Source organism: Cypionkella psychrotolerans (genome assembly GCF_001294535.1).
Classification (GTDB): domain Bacteria; phylum Pseudomonadota; class Alphaproteobacteria; order Rhodobacterales; family Rhodobacteraceae; genus Cypionkella; species Cypionkella psychrotolerans.
On record NZ_LGIC01000086.1, the window covers coordinates 186,081 to 204,549 of the forward strand.

General features: G+C 61.5%; 18 protein-coding genes. 13 read left to right on the plus strand and 5 right to left on the minus strand.

The window, feature by feature from the left end; all coding sequences use genetic code 11:
• The first annotated feature begins 178 nt into the window (after nt 1-178).
• The 9 genes from AKV04_RS20610 to mscL all read left to right on the plus strand — a co-directional run bounded on the left by AKV04_RS20610 (nt 179) and on the right by mscL (nt 9,953).
• Nucleotides 179-2,959, plus strand: a complete 2,781-nt coding sequence (locus AKV04_RS20610) for a monovalent cation/H+ antiporter subunit A (RefSeq protein ID WP_054008267.1) — start codon at nt 179-181, stop codon at nt 2,957-2,959.
• Nucleotides 2,959-3,297, plus strand: coding sequence for a Na+/H+ antiporter subunit C (locus AKV04_RS20615; RefSeq protein ID WP_054008522.1), 339 nt, complete (start codon nt 2,959-2,961; stop codon nt 3,295-3,297). Before AKV04_RS20610 ends, AKV04_RS20615 begins: the two co-directional genes overlap by 1 nt.
• Nucleotides 3,294-4,721: a monovalent cation/H+ antiporter subunit D gene (locus AKV04_RS20620; protein ID WP_054008268.1), complete on the plus strand. Its 1,428-nt coding sequence runs from the start codon at nt 3,294-3,296 to the stop codon at nt 4,719-4,721. Before AKV04_RS20615 ends, AKV04_RS20620 begins: the two co-directional genes overlap by 4 nt.
• Nucleotides 4,718-5,206 carry a Na+/H+ antiporter subunit E gene (locus AKV04_RS20625; protein ID WP_054008269.1) on the plus strand — a complete coding sequence of 163 codons (489 nt, stop codon included), beginning with the start codon at nt 4,718-4,720 and terminating at the stop codon, nt 5,204-5,206. Before AKV04_RS20620 ends, AKV04_RS20625 begins: the two co-directional genes overlap by 4 nt.
• Entirely contained in the window at nt 5,206-5,475 is a 270-nt protein-coding gene (locus AKV04_RS20630) for a K+/H+ antiporter subunit F (protein WP_054008270.1), read from the plus strand. The genes AKV04_RS20625 and AKV04_RS20630 overlap by 1 nt, the downstream gene beginning before the upstream one ends.
• Nucleotides 5,472-5,825, plus strand: coding sequence for a monovalent cation/H(+) antiporter subunit G (gene mnhG / locus AKV04_RS20635; RefSeq protein WP_054008271.1), 354 nt, complete (start codon nt 5,472-5,474; stop codon nt 5,823-5,825). The genes AKV04_RS20630 and mnhG overlap by 4 nt, the downstream gene beginning before the upstream one ends.
• Before the next feature lie 112 nt (nt 5,826-5,937).
• Nucleotides 5,938-6,924, plus strand: coding sequence for a deoxyribose-phosphate aldolase (gene deoC / locus AKV04_RS20640; protein WP_054008272.1), 987 nt, complete (start codon nt 5,938-5,940; stop codon nt 6,922-6,924).
• 102 nt (nt 6,925-7,026) lie between these two features.
• Nucleotides 7,027-9,372 carry an aldehyde dehydrogenase family protein gene (locus AKV04_RS20645; protein ID WP_054008273.1) on the plus strand — a complete coding sequence of 782 codons (2,346 nt, stop codon included), beginning with the start codon at nt 7,027-7,029 and terminating at the stop codon, nt 9,370-9,372.
• A gap of 170 nt (nt 9,373-9,542) precedes the next feature.
• Complete coding sequence (gene mscL / locus AKV04_RS20650) at nt 9,543-9,953, plus strand: large conductance mechanosensitive channel protein MscL (protein WP_054008274.1); 411 nt, start codon at nt 9,543-9,545, stop codon at nt 9,951-9,953.
• Nucleotides 9,954-10,094: 141 nt separating this feature from the next.
• Here mscL and ald read toward each other — a convergent pair whose 3' ends face one another.
• Nucleotides 10,095-11,213, minus strand: a complete 1,119-nt coding sequence (gene ald, locus AKV04_RS20655; RefSeq protein ID WP_054008275.1) for an alanine dehydrogenase — start codon at nt 11,211-11,213, stop codon at nt 10,095-10,097.
• A gap of 142 nt (nt 11,214-11,355) precedes the next feature.
• Between ald and AKV04_RS20660 the strand changes: the two genes are divergently transcribed.
• Entirely contained in the window at nt 11,356-11,820 is a 465-nt protein-coding gene (locus AKV04_RS20660; protein ID WP_054008276.1) for an Lrp/AsnC family transcriptional regulator, read from the plus strand.
• Between the two features lie 3 nt (nt 11,821-11,823).
• Here the strand turns inward: AKV04_RS20660 and AKV04_RS20665 are convergent, their stop codons facing one another.
• Nucleotides 11,824-12,381: an EamA family transporter gene (locus AKV04_RS20665; RefSeq protein ID WP_235815723.1), complete on the minus strand. Its 558-nt coding sequence runs from the start codon at nt 12,379-12,381 to the stop codon at nt 11,824-11,826.
• A 61-nt stretch (nt 12,382-12,442) separates the two neighbouring features.
• Here AKV04_RS20665 and AKV04_RS20670 point away from each other — a divergent pair, with 61 nt between their 5' ends.
• Complete coding sequence (locus AKV04_RS20670; protein ID WP_054008277.1) at nt 12,443-14,368, plus strand: PhoX family protein; 1,926 nt, start codon at nt 12,443-12,445, stop codon at nt 14,366-14,368.
• A gap of 53 nt (nt 14,369-14,421) precedes the next feature.
• Here the strand turns inward: AKV04_RS20670 and AKV04_RS20675 are convergent, their stop codons facing one another.
• Entirely contained in the window at nt 14,422-15,228 is an 807-nt protein-coding gene (locus AKV04_RS20675; RefSeq protein ID WP_054008278.1) for a transglutaminase-like domain-containing protein, read from the minus strand.
• A gap of 237 nt (nt 15,229-15,465) precedes the next feature.
• On the minus strand, nt 15,466-15,672 hold the full coding sequence (gene rpsU, locus AKV04_RS20680; RefSeq protein ID WP_054008279.1) for a 30S ribosomal protein S21: 207 nt from the start codon (nt 15,670-15,672) through the stop codon (nt 15,466-15,468).
• Between the two features lie 107 nt (nt 15,673-15,779).
• On the opposite strand from rpsU, the gene AKV04_RS20685 reads away from it, so the two are divergent.
• Entirely contained in the window at nt 15,780-16,475 is a 696-nt protein-coding gene (locus AKV04_RS20685; RefSeq protein WP_054008280.1) for a COQ9 family protein, read from the plus strand.
• A gap of 12 nt (nt 16,476-16,487) precedes the next feature.
• A complete protein-coding gene (locus AKV04_RS20690; protein ID WP_054008281.1) occupies nt 16,488-17,492 on the plus strand; it encodes an NAD(P)H-quinone oxidoreductase in 1,005 nt (334 codons plus the stop codon).
• Nucleotides 17,493-17,593: 101 nt separating this feature from the next.
• Here the strand turns inward: AKV04_RS20690 and AKV04_RS20695 are convergent, their stop codons facing one another.
• On the minus strand, nt 17,594-18,412 hold the full coding sequence (locus AKV04_RS20695) for a sulfotransferase family protein (protein ID WP_054008282.1): 819 nt from the start codon (nt 18,410-18,412) through the stop codon (nt 17,594-17,596).
• Nucleotides 18,413-18,469: the final 57 nt, after the last annotated feature.

The following is an 18,469-nucleotide window of genomic DNA, read 5'->3' on the forward strand; positions in this document are numbered from 1 at the left end:
CCAAAGTCCTTATCTTTGAACCAGATAGGCGGGCTCAAAGGTCATCCTCTCTGCTCAAATATCCCACGGGGGGAAGGTCGGATGTGCCCTGAGCACATCAGGCCGTGGGGGTGTGAACCCCCATCGCCCGCAGTCCAGCAAACCTCGGTTTGCCATCCAGCGCCAGAAGGGCAAACCGATGTCTCTTGCCTTGATTGCCGCCCTGCCCTTCCTCGGAGCCCTCACCCCAGCCCTCACCCAACGGTTCGGCCGCAGTATCGCCACCCTCACCGTCGCGCTATTCACCGCCGCGGCGCTGGCGCTGATCCTGAACCACCTGCCCGCGATCATCGTGGGCGATACGGTCACGACCCAGATCAACTGGCTGCCCGCGCTTGGTCTGAACGCCAATTTCCGACTGGATGGCCTTGCCCTGCTGTTCGCCCTGCTGATCCTCGGCATCGGATTGTTGATCCAGGCCTATGCCTGTTTCTACCTCGACAAAACCGAGCCCTACGCCCGCTTCCTGACCTATCTGATGCTGTTCCAAGGCGCGATGCTGGGTATTGTTCTGTCCGACAACATCCTGCTTTTGCTGGTGTTCTGGGAACTCACCTCGCTGTCCTCGTTCCTGCTGATCGGGTTCTGGAGCCACCTGCCGCAAGCCCGCCAAGGTGCCCGCATGGCGCTTGCCACCACAGGCGCAGGCGGGTTAGCAATGATCGCAGGCCTGATGATCTTGGGGCATATCGTCGGCAGCTATGACCTTTCGACGATCCTAACCCAGAAAACCGCGATCCAAACCAGCCCACTTTACCTGCCCGCGCTGATCCTGATCCTGCTCGGAGCCTTCACCAAATCCGCGCAATTCCCGTTCCATTTCTGGCTGCCGCATGCGATGGCAGCCCCCACCCCAGTGTCAGCCTACCTCCACTCGGCGACCATGGTGAAAGCCGGGCTGTTTCTGCTCGCCCGCCTGTGGCCGGTGCTGTCGGGCACGCCGGAATGGTTTTGGATCGTCACCTCTGCGGGCCTGATCACCATGGCCTTTGCCGCCAAAGTGGCGCTGTTCAAGGATGATCTGAAGGCCATCCTCGCCTATTCCACCGTCAGCCATCTCGGCCTGATCACCTTCCTACTTGGCCTTGGCACCAAAGCCGCCGCAACGGCCGCGATCTTTCACATCCTCTGCCACGCCACCTTCAAAGCCGCTTTGTTCATGCTGGCGGGCATCGTCGATCACGCCACCCACACCCGCGACATTCGCGCTTTGGGCGGCCTGCGCCGTGCCATGCCGATCACTTTCGGCCTTGCGACCATCGCGACGCTCTCAATGGCAGGTATCCCGCCACTGAACGGCTTCCTGTCGAAGGAGATGATGCTGGAGGAAGCCGCTCACACCGCCCCATGGGTCATCCCGGTGCTGGCCACCCTCGCCGCTCTGCTCTCGGTGGCGTATTCCCTACGCTTTCTCACCTACACCTTCCTCGGTCCCATCCCCGCCTACAGCCACAGCCCGCACGATCCCACCCCAGGCCTCTGGCTCCCCCCCGCGATTCTTGCTGCCCTTGTCGTAGCCATCGGCGCGGCCCCGATGCCACTTGCCGGATGGCTGGTTGATGCGGCCACCTCTGCCACCACGGGCGAGCCGATCCATGCCCATATCGCGCTCTGGCATGGGCTTGAAACCCCAGCTCTCTGGATGTCGCTTGCGGCGATCGGCGGAGCGCTCGTCACCCTCGGCCTCTACCCCGCCCTACGTCGTGTCTGGGATGCCACCCCCAAGCCGCAAGCCAAAGTGATCTTCGACGCGAGCCTCACCGCCCTGACCCACACCGCCCACACCTTCACCGCGAAATTGCACAACGGCAGCCTGTCGCGCGCCTTCGCCGCAGCCGTGCTGACCATCCTCACCCTCGGCCTCTATGCCTACCAATCCGCCGAAAGCCTGCCCGGCAGCCGCGCGCTCGCCGCCATCGCCGCAACCCCCGCCGTGGGCTTTGCCCTGATGATCACCGCCGCCCTCGCCGCCACCGCCCTGCACCGCAAACGCTTGCTGGCGCTGTTGCTGGTTGGCATCGTGGGGCTGATCCTGTCGGCGAGCTTCGCTTATCTTTCCGCCCCTGACCTTGCCCTGACGCAGATCACGGTCGAGGTTGTCACCGTAGCCCTGATGCTGCTGGCGCTGAACTTCCTGCCCAAAATCACCCCACACGAGACGCCGCGCCTGCGCAAATTGCGCGACGCATCCCTCGCCATCGGGACAGGCATAGCCACCGCCGCCCTCGCCTATGCCCTGATGATGCGCGAAGCGATCTTCCCGCCCATATCAGCCTTCCACCTCGCGCAATCGCTGCCGGGGGCCGGAGGCCACAACGCCGTCAACACCATCATCGTCGACTTCCGCGGCTACGACACCTATGGCGAGATCATCGTCCTCGGCATCGCCGCCTTGTTGATCTTCGCGTTGACAGAAAGCTTGCTTGGCACGAAATGGGCCACCCGCCCCGATCAAAGCGCTGGCGATGCGGGCGACCCACACCCGATCATGCTGCAAACCGCCACAAGGCTGATCTTGCCGATGGCGATGCTGGTCGGTTGCTATCTGTTCCTGCGCGGCCATAACCAACCCGGTGGCGGCTTTGTCGCAGGGCTGGTCTTTGCCATCGGCTTTGTCCTGCAATATATCGCGAGCGGCCAAGACTGGGCCGCCGCCCGCCGCCGCATCCCCTATCACGCGATGATCGGCGCAGGCGTGCTGGTGGCCAGCTTCACCGGAGTCGGCTCGTTCCTTGCCGGTCGCCCGTTCCTGACCTCAAACTACACCCACATCCACCTGCCACCCTTGCAGGATTTCGAACTCGCCACCGCCGCCCTGTTCGACCTTGGCGTCTTCCTCTGCGTTCTCGGAGCCGTGATGCTGGCGCTGGATGCGCTCGCCCGTCTGGCAAAGCCCCAAACGGCAAAGGATGCATGCTGATGGAGATCCTGATCGCCATCGCCATCGGCACTCTGACCGCCTGCGGCCTCTACCTGATGCTGCGCGCCCGTACTTTCCCGGTGATCCTTGGCCTGTCGCTGCTGTCCTATGCCGTCAACCTGTTCATCTTCATCTCAGGCCGGATCAAACTGAACGCCCCTCCGATCATCGGCGAGGGCAGCCAATACACCGACCCCCTCCCGCAAGCCTTAGTGCTGACCGCCATCGTGATTTCCTTCGGCATGACCGCGGTGCTGGTGATCATGGCACTGGGGGCTTACCTGACCGCAGGCCACGACCGCGTTGATACCGATGCAGACCCAGAGGATCAGGCATGAGCCAGCTGCTGATCCTGCCCGTGATTCTGCCCGCCATCTTGGCCGGTGCGATCATCCTAATTGCCCGCAACACCCTGAACGCCCAACGCGCAATCTCGATCCTTGGCACAATCGCCCTGTTGGCGCTGGCCATCACGCTCATCCAAGCCCCAACCCAAAGCTACTTCCTCGGCAACTGGCCCGCCCCTTTCGGTATCGCTCTGGTGCTGGACCGGCTTTCGGCCCTGATGCTGCTGTTGACCGCAACGCTTGCGCTGATCGTCCTGATCCACACGATCAGAACCGGATGGGACACAAAGGGCCGCCACTTCCATGCGCTTTATCTGTTCCAACTGATGGGCCTGAACGGCGCTTTCCTGACCGGCGACGCCTTCAACCTGTTCGTGTTCTTCGAGGTGCTGCTGATCGCCTCCTACGGGCTGATGGTGCATGGCGGCGGTGAGGCCCGCATCCGGGCGGGCGTGCAATATGTCGCGTTCAACCTGCTCGGCTCGACGCTGTTTTTGTTCGCGCTGGCGACGATCTACAGCACGACAGGCACGCTCAACATGGCCGATCTCGCGCAGAAACTGCCGCAAATCCCCGCCAATGATACCGCCCTGATCCGCGTGGCCGCCGTGTTGCTGATGCTGGTCTTCGCGGTCAAAGCCGCATTGGTCCCGCTGCAATTCTGGCTGCCCGGCACCTATGCCAACGCCCCTGGCCCCATCGCCGCCCTGTTCGCGGTGATGACCAAAGTCGGGGCCTATGCGCTGATCCGCTTTGGCACCTTGGTGTTCCCCACCGACCTGCCCGCCACCAACACCCTGCTGGCGAGCCTGCTTTACCCCGCAGCTCTCGCCACCATCGCCGTCGGAGCCTTGGGCACCTTCGGCACCCGCAGCCTACCGCGTCAGATCGCCTTCGCCGCCATTGGTTCCATGGGCACCCTCCTGTTGGCAGTGTCAGCCTTCACCCCGCAAGCCACCGCCGCCGCGCTTTACTACACACTCCACTCCACCCTCGCGACTGCCGCGCTGTTCCTGATCGCCGACCTCACCCGCTGCCGCCGCGACGGGATGACCGCAGCACTCTACATGGCCGCCGCCATCGCCATGGCCGGGATGCCGCCGCTGTCCGGCTTTGTCGGGAAACTGCTGATCCTCGACGCCCTGCGCGGCGACGCAATCGCATGGGCCGCCATCCTCATCGCCTCCCTCCTGACCATGATCGGCCTCGCCCGCACCGGCTCCGACCTATTCTGGAAATCCCCCAGCACCGAAGCCCCCGCCGAAAGCAAAACCGCCATACTGCTTTGCCTCGCAGCGCTCGCCACCCTGACAATCGCCGCGGGCCCGATCACCAGTTGGCTGACCCTGACCGCCGAAGCCCTCCATGCCCCCACCGCTTATATCGCCGCCAACCACCTCGGGGGGACCAAATGAGCCGCCTGTTCCCCCACCCGATGCTCTCCGCCACCCTGTTCCTCGCATGGCTTCTCCTTGCCGGCAGCACCGCAATAAACTCCCTGCTGATGGCCGCCCTCCTTGCCACACTCATCCCGCTTGCCACCCAAGCCTACTGGCCCAGCCGCCCGAAAATCCGCCACCCGTTGCGGCTGATCAGCTACATCGCCCTCGTCCTCTACGACGTGATCATCGCCAATATTCAAGTCGCCCGCATCATCCTGTTCATGCCCGCCGACCAGATCAAATCGGCATGGATCACCGTCCCGGTCGATCTGCCCTGCCCCGAGGCCATCGCCCTTCTGGCAGGCACCATCACCCTGACCCCCGGCACGCTGACCGCTGAATTCTCCGCCGATAACAAGGCACTGCTGATCCATGCCCTGCACGCGCCTGACCCCGACGCCACCCGCGCCGAGATAAAATCCCGCTACGAATCCCGGTTGCAAAGGATTTTCCGCTGATGCTGACCTACGCGCTCACCTTCGCCATCGCCTGCTTCGCACTGGCGCTGATCCTGAATCTGATCCGGCTCGCCACCGCGCCCACCATGCCAGACCGCATTCTGACGGTCGACACCATGGTGATCAACGTCATCGCGCTGATCGTGCTTTACGGCGTGCAAACCCACTCCACCGTTGTCTTCGATGCCGCCCTGCTGCTGGCAATGACCGGCTTTATCTCCACCATCGCCTTCTGCAAATTCCTGCTGCGCGGGGGCATCATCGAATGAACCTTACCATCGAACTGCTCATCTCCGCCCTGCTGATCATCGGCGGCAGCTTCGGCCTGATCGGTAGCTTTGGCCTGTTGAAACTACGCGAGCCGATGCAACGCCTGCACGCCCCCACCAAGGCCACCACCGTCGGCGTCGGCGCTTCGCTGATCGCCGCCGCCCTCACCCTGTTGTGGCAAACCGGAGCCGCCAGCTGGCAAGGCGTGATGGTCGCGGTCTTCCTGTTCCTCACAGCCCCCCTTTCCGGCCTGATGCTGGCGAAAGCCCACCGCCACCTCAGCCGCCCCGACCTGCCGCCCACAGGCACCAAAGCCCCATGGGCGGGCGAGACCCCGCCCAAGCCCTGAACCGCCACGAATTTAACCCCTCGGTCAAATCCCGCCGAAACCGTGCAACAGCCCCCTTGCCACCCCGGCCTTCCCCGCGCACTCTGCCGTCAACCCTTTAGGTGAGGCCCCGATGCAAACCCTGACCGAGAATAAAAGCCAACTGCCGACGCTGACCCACACCCGCAACCCCGGCATGGCGCTGGATCTGGATTGGGTGGCATCGGTGCAAGCCAACACCTCGGCCATTGAGCGGCGCGCCAATACCTTGGGCGGCAGACGTTCGGTTAAAAAAGAGTTTCAAGCGGCGTGGCTGCTTAAAGCCATCAGCCTGATCGACCTCACCACCCTGTCCGGCGACGACACCGAAGGCCGCGTCAAACGCCTCTGCGCTAAGGCGCGCCAGCCCGTCGCCCCCTGGATGCTCGACAAACTCGGGCTGCAAGGCCTGACCACCGGGGCGGTCTGCGTCTATCACGAGATGGTGGAAACCGCCGTCCGCGCGCTGGAAGGCACCAACATTCCCGTCGCCGCTGTCTCGACTGGCTTCCCGGCTGGCCTCTCGCCCTACCGCCTGCGCATCGCCGAAATTGGAGAGTCCGTCCGCGCCGGGGCGAAAGAAATCGACATCGTGATCTCGCGCCGCCATGTCCTCACCGGAAACTGGCAGGCGCTGTATGACGAAATGCGCGAGATGCGCGCCGAATGTGGCGAAGCCCATGTCAAAGCCATCCTCGCCACCGGAGAACTCGCCACCCTGCGCAACGTCGCCCGCGCGAGCCTCGTCTGCATGATGGCCGGGGCCGATTTCATCAAAACCTCGACCGGGAAAGAACCCGTCAACGCCACCCTGCCTGTCACCTTGACGATGATCCGCTGCATCCGCGATTATCAGGAACGCACCGGCATCAAAGTCGGCTACAAACCCGCAGGCGGCATCGCCAAGGCCAAAGACGCGCTGCTGTATCTGGCGCTGATGAAAGACGAACTCGGCCACCCTTGGCTGCAGCCCGACCTGTTCCGCTTCGGGGCCTCCTCGCTGCTGGGCGACATCGAACGCCAGTTGGAACACCACCTGACAGGCCAATACTCGGCGTCCAACCGCCACGCGATGGGGTAAGCCCATGCCGATTTCATCTTGGCAAATATATCCCCGCCGGTGGCGCACGCCCGCCCCAACCGCTCCCGCCCAAAGCCTGCCGCCCCGCCAAAGGACAAAGCCATGACCCAACCCACCGTCCGCGAGATTTTCGACAGCATGGCATATGGCCCCGCCCCTGAAAGCAATGCCGAGGTCATGGCTTGGCTGCATAAACACCAAAGCTTCGGCCACTGGATCGACGGCGCCTTCACCAAACCCGGCGAGACGTTTGAAACCCGCAACCCAGCAACGGCTAAACCGCTCGCGCATATCACCCAGGGCACCGCGTCTGATGTGGATGCCGCCGTCAAAGCCGCCCGCCGCGCCCAACCGAAATGGGCGAAACTGCCCGGCTATGCCCGCGCCAAATATCTATACGCCCTCGCGCGCCTCGTGCAGAAACATTCCCGCCTGCTGGCCGTGCTGGAAACCATGGACAACGGCAAACCAATCCGCGAATCGCGCGACATCGACATCCCGCTTGTCGCCCGCCATTTCTACTACCACGCGGGCCTTGCGCAACTGATCGACAGCGAACTCCCCGGTCAACAAGCCTTGGGCGTCTGTGGCGCGGTGATCCCGTGGAACTTCCCGCTGCTGATGCTGGCATGGAAAGTTGCTCCTGCCCTCGCCGCAGGCAACACTGTGGTGCTGAAACCCGCCGAATACACCCCGCTCACCGCTTTGCTGTTCGCCGAACTGAGCCGAGAAGCGGGCCTGCCGAAAGGCGTTTTGAACATCGTCACCGGCGACGGCGATACCGGCGCGGCGCTGGTCAACCACCCCGATGTCAACAAAATCGCCTTCACCGGATCAACCGCCGTGGGCCGCAAAATCCGCGAAGCCACCGCAGGTTCCGGCAAAGCGCTGACGCTCGAATTGGGCGGCAAATCCCCCTACATCGTGTTCGACGACGCAGATATCGACTCTGCCATCGAGGGCCTTGTCGATGCGATCTGGTTCAACCAAGGCCAGGTCTGCTGCGCCGGATCGCGACTGCTGATCCAAGAAGGCATCGCCGAGCGGTTCTACGAAAAACTAAAACGCCGGATGGACGGCCTCCGTCTTGGTGACCCCTTGGACAAATGCATCGACGTTGGCGCCATCGTCGACCCGGTGCAACTCGCCACGATCAAAGGCCTCGTGGAAACCAACAAAGACGGCGAAACCTACCATGCCGCTTGCGCGGTGCCCGAAGGCTGCTTTTACCCGCCGACCCTGATCACCGGGCTCTCCGCCGCCTCCACCCTGATGCAGGAAGAAATCTTCGGCCCGGTGCTGGTCGCCATGACCTTCCGCACCCCCTCTGAGGCCGCCGATCTCGCCAACAACACCAAATACGGCCTCGCCGCGACGATCTGGAGCGAAAACATCAACCTCGCCCTCGACGTGGCCCCGAAAGTCAAAGCCGGAGTCGTCTGGGTCAACGCCACCAACCTGTTCGACGCCGCCGCTGGTTTCGGCGGCGTGCGCGAAAGCGGTTTTGGCCGCGAAGGCGGTTGGGAGGGGCTGATGGCCTATGTCAAACCCAGCCGCGCAACCAAACCGCTGAGCCCGATCAAGGCCATCGACGCCCCCGCCATCATCGAGGCCTCCAGCATCGACCGCACCGCCAAACTCTACATCGCAGGCAAGCAAGCCCGCCCCGATGGCGGCTATTCGCAACCGATCTGGTCGCCGAAAGGCAAGCTGCTCGGCCACGCGGGCCTTGGCAACCGCAAAGACATCCGCAACGCAGTGGAAGCCGCCCATGCCGCCAAAGCGTGGGCCAAAACCACCGCCCACACCCGCGCGCAAATTCTATATTACATCGCCGAAAACCTCTCCGCCCGCGCCACTGAGTTCGCGGGCCGCTTGCGCGATCTCACCGGTCGCTCCGGCGAGGTCGAGGTCGAAGCCTCCATCGCCCGCCTGTTCACCTATGCGGCTTGGGCCGATAAATTCGACGGCGCGGTGAAATCCGTCCCCCTGCGCGGCGTGGCGCTGGCGATGAATGAACCCTGTGGCGTGATCGGCGCGCTCTGCCCCGACGATGCCCCGCTGCTCGGTCTGATTTCCCTGATGGCCCCCGCCATCGCGATGGGCAACACCTGCATCCTCGTCCCGTCCGAGCCGTTCCCCCTCGCCGCGACCGATTTCTACCAAGTGCTCGACACCTCAGATTTGCCCGCAGGCGTCGTCAACATCGTCACCGGGCCACATGCCGAACTCGCCAAACCCCTCGCAGGCCACCGCGATATTGACGCAGTGTGGAGCTTTTCCTCCACCCCGCTCTCCGCGCTGATCGAGAAAGAATCCGCCGGAAACATCAAGCGCACATGGGTCAACAACGGCCAGTCGCGTGACTGGATCACCGAGGGCGAAGGCCGCACCTTCCTGCGCGCTGCGACCGAGGTGAAAACCATTTGGGTGCCCTACGGCGAGTGATTACAGCAGAATCCGGGCCTAACCCCCCGGATTTCCCCCAAATTGTTCACGCTTCGCAAAAAATTCCCCCTGATCAGGTGCTAAAACCTGTGGCATACTCCCGGTGTCATGCGTAGGCACGCAGGCATCCAAGCACGCCAAAATGGCGGAACCAAATAAGGGACATTAGAATGATCAACGAGTTCAAAGCCTTCATCATGAAGGGCAATGTGATGGACCTCGCCGTGGGTATCATCATCGGCGCCGCCTTCACCGCCATCGTCAACAGCCTTGTTGGCGACCTGATCAACCCGATCATCGGCCTGATCCTGGGCGGCGTGAACTTCTCGGACATGTTCATTGACCTTTCCGGCACCAACCCGGCCACCATGGCGGCCGCGAAAGAATCCGGCGCGGCCGTGTTTGCTTATGGCGCGTTCATCACCGCCATCATCAACTTCCTGATCATCGCTTTCGTGGTGTTCATGCTGGTGAAATCCATGAACAAGATCATGCCGAAAAAGGCCGAAGCCCCCGCTGCTCCAGCTGGTCCGACCGAGTTGGACGTTCTGAAAGAAATCCTCGTTGCTGTGAAAAAGTAACGCGCTCGGCAAACGCCCATGCAAAAGGTCCTCGCGCGCAGCGGGGGCCTTTTTCATCGCACCATAGCCCAAGCGAACGCGGCAGCGCCTTTGCGGCAGGCTCGATGCCCGCCGCAAACCCACCTGTATTCAACCCAGAACTCAGATCGACAACGCGTCCAGCCCAGAGATCGTCGGCAACCCCAAAGCCACGCCCACCGCCGCATAGGTCAGCTTGCCCGCGTGAACATTCAGCCCGGCCAGCAAATGTTTGTCCTCGGCACAGGCCCGCTTCCAGCCCTTGTTGGACAAAGCCAGCATGAACGGCATCGTCGCATTGCCCAACGCCAGCGTTGAGGTCCGCGCCACCGCCCCCGGCATGTTCGCCACACAATAATGCATGATGCCATCAACCTCATAGATCGGGTCTTGATGTGTCGTCGCGCGCGAGGTTTCAAAACAACCGCCCTGATCAATCGCCACATCGACCAAAGCCGCGCCCGGCTTTAACTCGGCCAGTTGCGCGCGCGAAATCAGTTTCGGAGCCGCCGCCCCCGGAATAAGCACAGCCCCGATGATCAGATCAGCCTGCCGGGCCAGTTCAATCGTCGTCGCCGCATCGGCATAGCCGCACTTGAATTGACCGCCGAACACATCATCCAGATAGCGCAGGCGGTTCACGGACCGGTCCAGCACCGTTACATCCGCGCCCATGCCAGCAGAAATCTTCGCCGCATGAGTGCCCACCACCCCGCCGCCAATCACCAGAACCTTCGCAGGCAGAACCCCCGGCACGCCGCCCATCAACACGCCGCGCCCGCCATTGGCCTTCTGCAAGGTCCACGCCCCGACCTGAGGCGCCAACCGTCCCGCCACCTCCGACATCGGCGCCAACAGCGGCAACCCACCGCGATCATCCGTCACCGTCTCATAAGCAATTGCGGTGACGCCTGAGGCCAGCAAATCTCGCGTCTGATCCGGGTCGGGGGCCAGATGCAGATAGGTGAACAACACCTGCCCCGCCCGCAACCGCGCCCGCTCGATGGGCTGCGGCTCTTTGACCTTCACGATCATATCGGCGGCGGAAAAGACCTCCTCTGCCGTGCCCACAATCGCAGCCCCCGCCACGATGTAATCCGCATCGGTGAAGCCCGCGCCATTGCCGGCCCCGGTTTCGATCATCACGGCATGACCCGCGAGCACCGCTTCGCGCGCGGCGTTCGGGGTCATGCCGACACGAAATTCTTGCGGTTTGATTTCCTTCGGACATCCGATTTTCATAAGCTCTCTCCCTGATGGACTCTGCGTCCCTGCGCCTCAGCTTGAACCCGAACCGTTGCAAATGTTTTGAAATTTTACTGACACTCTGCGCGGTCCGTGGTAGATTCTGCGAATAAATGCCGATCTGAGAAAGATTTTCACCATGGCCGCCGATTTAGACGCCACCGACCGCCGCATCCTCGGGGTCTTGCAAAAAGACGGCCGCATCACCAATGCCGATCTGTCGGAACGGGTAAACCTGTCGCCCTCGGCCTGTCACCGCCGCGTGCAACTGCTGGAGGAAGCCGGCTATATCGACGGCTATGTCGCTTTGCTGAACACCCGCCGCATGGGCAAGCCGACCACGGTATTTGTCGAGATCACCCTGCAGAGCCAAGCCGAAGACCTGCTCGACGCCTTTGAGCGCGAAGTCGCCAAGGTGCCAGACATCTTGGAGTGTCACCTGATGGCAGGCACCGCCGATTACCTGATCAAGATCATGGCCGAAGATACCGAGGATTTCGCCCGCATCCACCGCCAACACCTGTCGCGCCTGCCCGGTGTGCGCCAGATGCAATCCAGCTTCGCCCTACGCACCGTGGTCAAAACCACCGCTCTGGCGGTCTAGCAGCTATACTTTGTAAGCCACCAGCACCGCCCCCGCCCCAATCAGGCAAACCCCCAACCAGTTCAGCCAGGACAACTGCTCTTTCAGGAAAATCGCCGCGAAGATCGCCACCAGCACCACGCTGAGCTTGTCGATGGTCGCCACCCGCGCCGCATCGCCCATCTTCAGCGCCCGGTAATAGCAAATCCACGAGCCGCCCGTCGCCAGCCCCGACAGCGCCAGAAACACATAGGTTTTGCCGGGAACAGAATCCAAAGGCTGCGCCTGCCCCGTCGCCCAGACGATCACCGCAATCACCACCAGAATAATCGCAGTGCGGATCAGCGTCGCGAAATCCGAATTGATCTGCGACACGCCGATCTTGCCAAAAATCGCCGTCAGCGCCGCAAAACCCGCTGAGGCCAAGGCCCAGAACTGCCAGCTTCCCATCAGTGCCTTCATCGCATCCTCGCCCGCCCAAGTGTCCATATCATGCGCCCAGACCATGATCTTCTGCAAGGCATGCGCGTTGACGGTCTGATCCAACCGGACTGTGCCGTAGCCCCCTTGGCTGATGTCCAATCATGCAAGCGTTACACGGCTTCGCTAGCCTCTCGCCACACAGCCAGAGGAGACTCCAGTCATGAACAAAACCCCTGAAAATCTGCACAGCCGCACCACCAACAAACCGATGCGCGATATCATTGCCGACCGCTCGCGCCGCAGCTTTCTGAAAAGTGCCGGGGCGACGCTTGGCGCTGTGGCCGCGCAAGGTTTTGTCGGCTCGCTGTTTTCCACCCAAGCCTATGCGCAGGCCGCGCAATCCAGCCTGCAATTCACCGAACTGACCCGCATCTATGACAAGATGCACCATGTCGCCGAGGGTTATAAGGCAGATGTCGTGGTCGCTTGGGGCGATGCGATGAAGGCCGGGCAAGAGGCTTTTGACCCCGCCAAAATCGACGCCGCAGCGCAGGCCGACCGATTCGGCTATAACTGCGATTACATCGCCTTCATGCCGCTGCCGCGCGGCTCGCAGACCTCAGATCACGGACTGCTGTGTGTGAACAACGAATATGTCTCGCCGAACGTGATGTTCGCCGACATGACCGAAGATGACGCTAGCGCGAAGATGACCGAAGCGCAGGTTGCGCTGTGCAACATGGCGATTGGCCATTCCATCGTGGAAATCATCCGCAAGGACGGTGTGTGGTCGGTTGTGCAAGACAGCCCGCTGAACCGTCGCATCACGCTGGACACGCCGATGACGATTTCCGGCCCTGCCGCTGGCAACGCGCATCTGAAAACCTCTTATGACCCGACCGGCACGATGGCCAAGGGCACCACATACAACTGCTCGGGCGGCGTGACGCCGTGGGGCACCGTGCTGACCTGTGAAGAAGGCGCGTCGGATACCTTTGGCGGCTCGATCGAGGGCAACCCCGAGGCGGCTGCGCTGGAACGCTACGGCTATGATGGCTCGGATTATTATGGCCGCGCGCGCTTCGATGCCCGCTTCGATATGGGCAAAGAACCGAACGAGCCGAACCGCTTTGACTGGGTTGTTGAAATCGACCCCTACGACCCCAACTCCACCCCCGTCAAGCGCACCGCTTTGGGCCGGATGTCGCATGAGGCCTCCACCGTTGTGCTGAACAAAGACGGTCGTGTGGTGGTTTACATGGGCGATGACGATTACTTTGAATACGTCTACCGCTTTGTCACGGAAGCGAAATATGATCCGGCCAACCCGGCCTCGGGCAAGGATTTGCTGGATGCGGGCACGCTTTCGGTCGCGCGCTATGATGCCGATGGCAGCATGACATGGTTGCCGCTGACCCACGGCACCGCAGGGCTGACCGCAGAGGCAGGTTTTGCCGATCAAGCCGATGTGGTGCGCAAGGCGCGGCTGGCGGCGGACGTTCTGGGGGCCACGCCGATGGACCGCCCGGAAGATATCGAAACCAACCCGGTGACGGGCCGTGTTTACGCTGTGATGACCAAGAACAAGAAAATCACCCAAGACAAGCTGAACCCCGCCAACACCCGCCCGGAAAACCTGTGGGGCCATATCGTCGAGATGATCCCACCGGGTGGTGTTGGCGTTGATGCCGACCATACCGCCGAGAAATATGGCTGGGATCTCTTCGTTCTGGCGGGCAACCCGAAAGACCCGGCGACCAGTTCCACCTTTAGCCCGGATACCTCTGAGAACGGCTGGTTCGTGAACCCCGACAACCTGACGTTTGATCCCAAAGGCCGCATGTTCGTCTCCACCGATGGCGCCAATGACTTTGACATCGCCGACGGGGTGTATGGTGTCGATACCGAGGGCCCGGCGCGCGGTCTGCCCAAGCTGCTGTTCGCCTGCCCGATTGGCGCAGAGGCCTCCGGCCCGTGCTTTACGCCTGATGGCACCACCTTGTTCATCTCGGTCCAGCACCCGGCGGAAAATGCAGAGACGCTCGACAAGGCCGAAACGCTCTGGCCCGACTTCAAGGAAGGCGGTTTGCCGCGTCCAGCTGTTGTTGCGATCCAGCGCAACGACGGTGCCGAAGTCGCCAGCTGACAACGCTTCCCGCCCACCTGCAATGCGGGTGGGCGGGGACTCTCCTTCAACGCCTAAGCTTTCACTTCTTCCGCCCAAACCGTAAACTTCTGCAACACATGCGGCCCGAACGAGTGGATCAGCGGAACATCCGCCGCATCCCGCCCGTAAGCCACCTCAACCCGGCCAATCCGCGGCACGTTGTTGCGCGGATCAAAGGTGTGCCAGCCGCCATCCAAGTAAACCTGCATCCAGGCCGCGAAATCCATCGGTCCGGTGACGGGCACACCAATATCCGGGATATAGCCGTTCACATAACGCGTCGGAATGTTCATGCAGCGGCACAAAGTAATCGCCAGATGCGCGAAATCGCGGCACACCCCGGTGCCCTCTTGCCAGCCCTCATAGGCCGTCCGCGTCACCCGCGCGTTCATATAATCAAATCGGATGTGGCGATGCACATAATCACAAATCGCCTGCACCTGCGTATAACCGGGGGCGATATGACCAAACATATCCCACGCGATCTGGCTCAGCTTATCGGTCTCACAATACCGACTACCGACCAGATAGATCAAAACCTCATCCGGCAATTCCGCCAGCGGCGTCGGCTGCAACCATGGCATCACCGGATCGGGCAACCCGCTAAGCTCAATCGTGCAATCGCTGCGCAGGCTGAACAGGCCCGGCTGCGCCACCATCCGCCGACAGGTATTGCCGAACAAATCGCGATACACGGTCGTCGGCACCGCTGGCGTCGTCACCATCGCCGATTGCACGCGCAAAGCCTCGCGCAACTCATCGCGCACCGACATCATGCAGATCATCGGCGTTTCTTGCCCACAAGACACGGAGATGTCGTAGCCAAACCTCAAAAGCATAGACAGCCCTTTCGCTGTGATCGTTTCCAGCTAAACGCCGCTGCCCGCTTTCGGTTGCCAGATTGCTGCGAATGGCCGGGCCTCTGGGTGAATAGGCCGAAGATGCCCGCAAAATAGACGATATGCTCTAAATATAATCAAAATGAAAAACCCCCGTCCTTACGGGCGGGGGTCAATCGGGGTGAGGATCGCTCCTCCAGTGTCGCTAACGTTTGGCAATCTTCGGCAAGCCGAAAATTACATCCCGCCTTCGCGCTGAAGCTTCTTCCGGGCGAGCTTGCGCGCACGGCGCACGGCTTCGGCGGATTCGCGAGCTTTTTTGACGGAGGGTTTCTCGAAATGTTGCTTGAGCTTCATTTCGCGGAACACGCCTTCGCGCTGGAGCTTTTTCTTGAGGGCGCGAAGCGCTTGCTCAACGTTATTATCGCGGACGCTGACCTGCATGTGGTTGTCACCACCTTCCTAAGTTAGAGTTGCACTGAATGTGCAGGCTTGGCGCGCATAGCAAAGCCCCGTGGCTTTGTCTACCTTACACGAAGAAGGGGATCGAAATGGACGATAAAAACACCTCGGATACCAGCATGGAAGCCGCCAAAAGCCTTATTCTGCAAGCCGCCCTGCCCCACGCCGCCTTCGACGGCTGGTCTGAAACCACCCTGCAAGCCGCCCTGACCGATTCGGGCATAGCCCCCGGCTTGGCCCGCGCTTTGTTCCCGCGCGGCGGCATCGACCTTGCGGTGGCTTACCACCAGCAGGGCGATGCTGCGATGACCGCAGCCCTCGCCGCCACAGACCTTACCGCTCTGCGCTATACCAACCGCGTCGCCCTTGCGATCAAGCTGCGCCTCAGCCATGCCGACAAAGAACTCGTCCGCCGGGGCACCACCCTGTTCAGCCTGCCACACCACGCCCCCGAAGGGGCCAAGCTGATCTGGTCCACCGCCGACGCGATCTGGCGCGCGCTTGGCGATACCTCGAACGACCTGAACTGGTATTCCAAACGCGCCACGCTCTCCGCCGTCTACACCGCCACAGTGCTGTTCTGGCTGGGCGATCACTCCGAAAACAATGCAGACACTTGGGCCTTCCTTGACCGCCGCCTTGCCAATGTCACAGCGTTTGAGAACACCAAGACCGCGATCAGCAATAACCCAATCGCCAAAGCCTTGCTGGCAGGCCCGCTGAAACTGCTGGAGAGAATCTGCGCGCCGCAACCGCATGACCTGCCCGGCCATCACAAACCATAAGAGGCTCTCTGAATGACGCTCCCCTCAATTTTGGCCTCCTCGATGCTGGCGATGGAAATCTCTGCCCCCGGCGGCCCGGATGTGCTGACCCCGGTATCGCTTCCGGTCCCGGTCCCCGGTCACGGCCAGATCATCATCCACCTCGCCTATGCAGGCGTAAACCGCCCCGACGCGCTACAACGCGCAGGCGCTTATGCACCGCCCGCCTCTGCCTCGCCCCTACCCGGCCTAGAAGGCGCGGGCACCGTCGTTGCCATGGGCCCCGGCGTCAGCCGCTGGCAAATCGGCGACAAGGTTTGCGCCCTGTTGCCCGGTGGCGGCTATGCCGAATACGTCGCCTGCGCCGAGTCCCATGCCTTGCCGATCCCCCATGGCCTGACCCTGCGCGAAGCCGCCTGCCTGCCCGAAACCTGCTTCACCGTCTGGTCGAACATGGTGATGCGCGGCAAACTCAAAGCAGGCGAGCACTTCCTCGTCCACGGCGGCTCCTCCGGCATCGGCACCACGGCAGTTCAAATCGCCGCCGCCTTGGGTGCGCGGGTGTTTGCCACCGCAGGCAGTGATGAGAAATGCGTTGCAGTCAAGGCTTTGGGCGCAGAGACCTGCTTCAACTACAAAACGACCGACTTTTCCGAAGAAGCCAAAAAACTCGGCGGATTCGACCTCATCCTCGATATGGTCGGCGGTCCCTACCTGCCGCGCAATGTCCGCGCTTTGGCCGATGATGGCCGTCTTGTGCAGATTGCTTTCTTGCAAGGCGCCAAGGTCGAGTTGAATTTCGCCGAGATGATGATGCGCCGCCTGACCCTGACCGGATCGACCCTGCGCCCGCAATCCGATGCCGCCAAAGCCATGATCGCGCAGCAAGTCGAAACCCACATCTGGCCGCTGATCGCGCAGGGTAAATTCCGTGTGGTGATCGACAGCGAATACGCCCTGACAGAAGCGCCCGCAGCACACTGGCGGATGGAAAGCTCGGGTCACATCGGCAAAATCGTGATGAAAATACCGGATTAAACCGCAGAAAATCCAAACAATTTATCTAAAATTGTCATCCTCTGCGTGCAAATATCCCACAGGGGTCTGGGGGTGTGAAACCCCCAGTTCCAACGCCAGCCTCAATCGCCCAGCTTGGCATGCACCTCGTCCAGATCCACCTCGGCCAATGGCATCTTGTTGCCCGGATTGTCGAAATCATACTTGAACAACTGGAAATCCCGCTTGTAGATTTCCCAAACCAGATGCCGCGACAAATCGTCAAAGTAGTCTTCAACCGGGTGCAGTCGCTTTGGCCCGTGGCCTTCGCTCTCGTTGAACTTCGGGATCTTCTTCAGATCAACCTTATGCTTTACCTTGATTTTCTTCAGCACCGCACCCATACCTTCGTCGAATTTCTCGGTGAAGAAAATCTTGTCATAGCGTCCGCCGTTGACGATATAGGTCGAGACATGCCCCGCCATCGCCGACCAGTGAATGTCCGGCTCCATCGGTTTCTTGAACCGGATGGTGTCGCGCGCAAACAGCAGAAACCGGCGAAAGCTTTCGATCTGATCGAACTCACCCTGCCCATCATCGCCGCCCACCTGCACACCGTATTTCTGCACCAGCAGCGGCACCAGATTGCCGCGATAGCGCTTGCCGTTGCGCTGAATGCCGCAAATCTTATCGAAAAATGACGATAGAATTCGCGTGTAGGGGTTGCGCACGCAGGTAAAGGCGTAAGACTTATGCGTCTTCACATTGCGCTCAATCAGCGGCTGGCTCGCCTCAATCGCCCATTTGTGCATGCCCCCGGTCGCATCATGGATATCGCCATCGAAAAACTTGCCATGATCCGAGTAAAACATGATCTGCCCGATGGTCGAGCAGGCACATTTCGGCACCACCCGGTAGACCACCGATTCCGACTCTGTCATCCAAGTTCCGGGGAAACCCATCCAAGCACTCCTAAACGTCCGACCCAAAGCCGCACAAACTCAATCCAGCACAAAAAA

Bases quoted from the DNA above. Each gene is read 5' to 3' on its own strand.
- deoC (WP_054008272.1), top strand. From the start codon at position 5,938: ATGCAAACCCTGACCGAGAATAAAAGCCAACTGCCGACGCTGACCCAC.
- AKV04_RS20615 (WP_054008522.1), top strand. From the start codon at position 2,959: ATGGAGATCCTGATCGCCATCGCCATCGGCACTCTGACCGCCTGCGGC.
- AKV04_RS20660 (WP_054008276.1), top strand. From the start codon at position 11,356: ATGGCCGCCGATTTAGACGCCACCGACCGCCGCATCCTCGGGGTCTTG.
- AKV04_RS20630 (WP_054008270.1), top strand. From the start codon at position 5,206: ATGCTGACCTACGCGCTCACCTTCGCCATCGCCTGCTTCGCACTGGCG.
- AKV04_RS20695 (WP_054008282.1), bottom strand. From the start codon at position 18,412: ATGGGTTTCCCCGGAACTTGGATGACAGAGTCGGAATCGGTGGTCTAC.
- rpsU (WP_054008279.1), bottom strand. From the start codon at position 15,672: ATGCAGGTCAGCGTCCGCGATAATAACGTTGAGCAAGCGCTTCGCGCC.
- AKV04_RS20625 (WP_054008269.1), top strand. From the start codon at position 4,718: ATGAGCCGCCTGTTCCCCCACCCGATGCTCTCCGCCACCCTGTTCCTC.
- mnhG (WP_054008271.1), top strand. From the start codon at position 5,472: ATGAACCTTACCATCGAACTGCTCATCTCCGCCCTGCTGATCATCGGC.
- AKV04_RS20690 (WP_054008281.1), top strand. From the start codon at position 16,488: ATGACGCTCCCCTCAATTTTGGCCTCCTCGATGCTGGCGATGGAAATC.
- AKV04_RS20685 (WP_054008280.1), top strand. From the start codon at position 15,780: ATGGACGATAAAAACACCTCGGATACCAGCATGGAAGCCGCCAAAAGC.
- ald (WP_054008275.1), bottom strand. From the start codon at position 11,213: ATGAAAATCGGATGTCCGAAGGAAATCAAACCGCAAGAATTTCGTGTC.
- AKV04_RS20670 (WP_054008277.1), top strand. From the start codon at position 12,443: ATGAACAAAACCCCTGAAAATCTGCACAGCCGCACCACCAACAAACCG.
- AKV04_RS20610 (WP_054008267.1), top strand. From the start codon at position 179: ATGTCTCTTGCCTTGATTGCCGCCCTGCCCTTCCTCGGAGCCCTCACC.
- AKV04_RS20675 (WP_054008278.1), bottom strand. From the start codon at position 15,228: ATGCTTTTGAGGTTTGGCTACGACATCTCCGTGTCTTGTGGGCAAGAA.
- AKV04_RS20620 (WP_054008268.1), top strand. From the start codon at position 3,294: ATGAGCCAGCTGCTGATCCTGCCCGTGATTCTGCCCGCCATCTTGGCC.
- AKV04_RS20645 (WP_054008273.1), top strand. From the start codon at position 7,027: ATGACCCAACCCACCGTCCGCGAGATTTTCGACAGCATGGCATATGGC.
- mscL (WP_054008274.1), top strand. From the start codon at position 9,543: ATGATCAACGAGTTCAAAGCCTTCATCATGAAGGGCAATGTGATGGAC.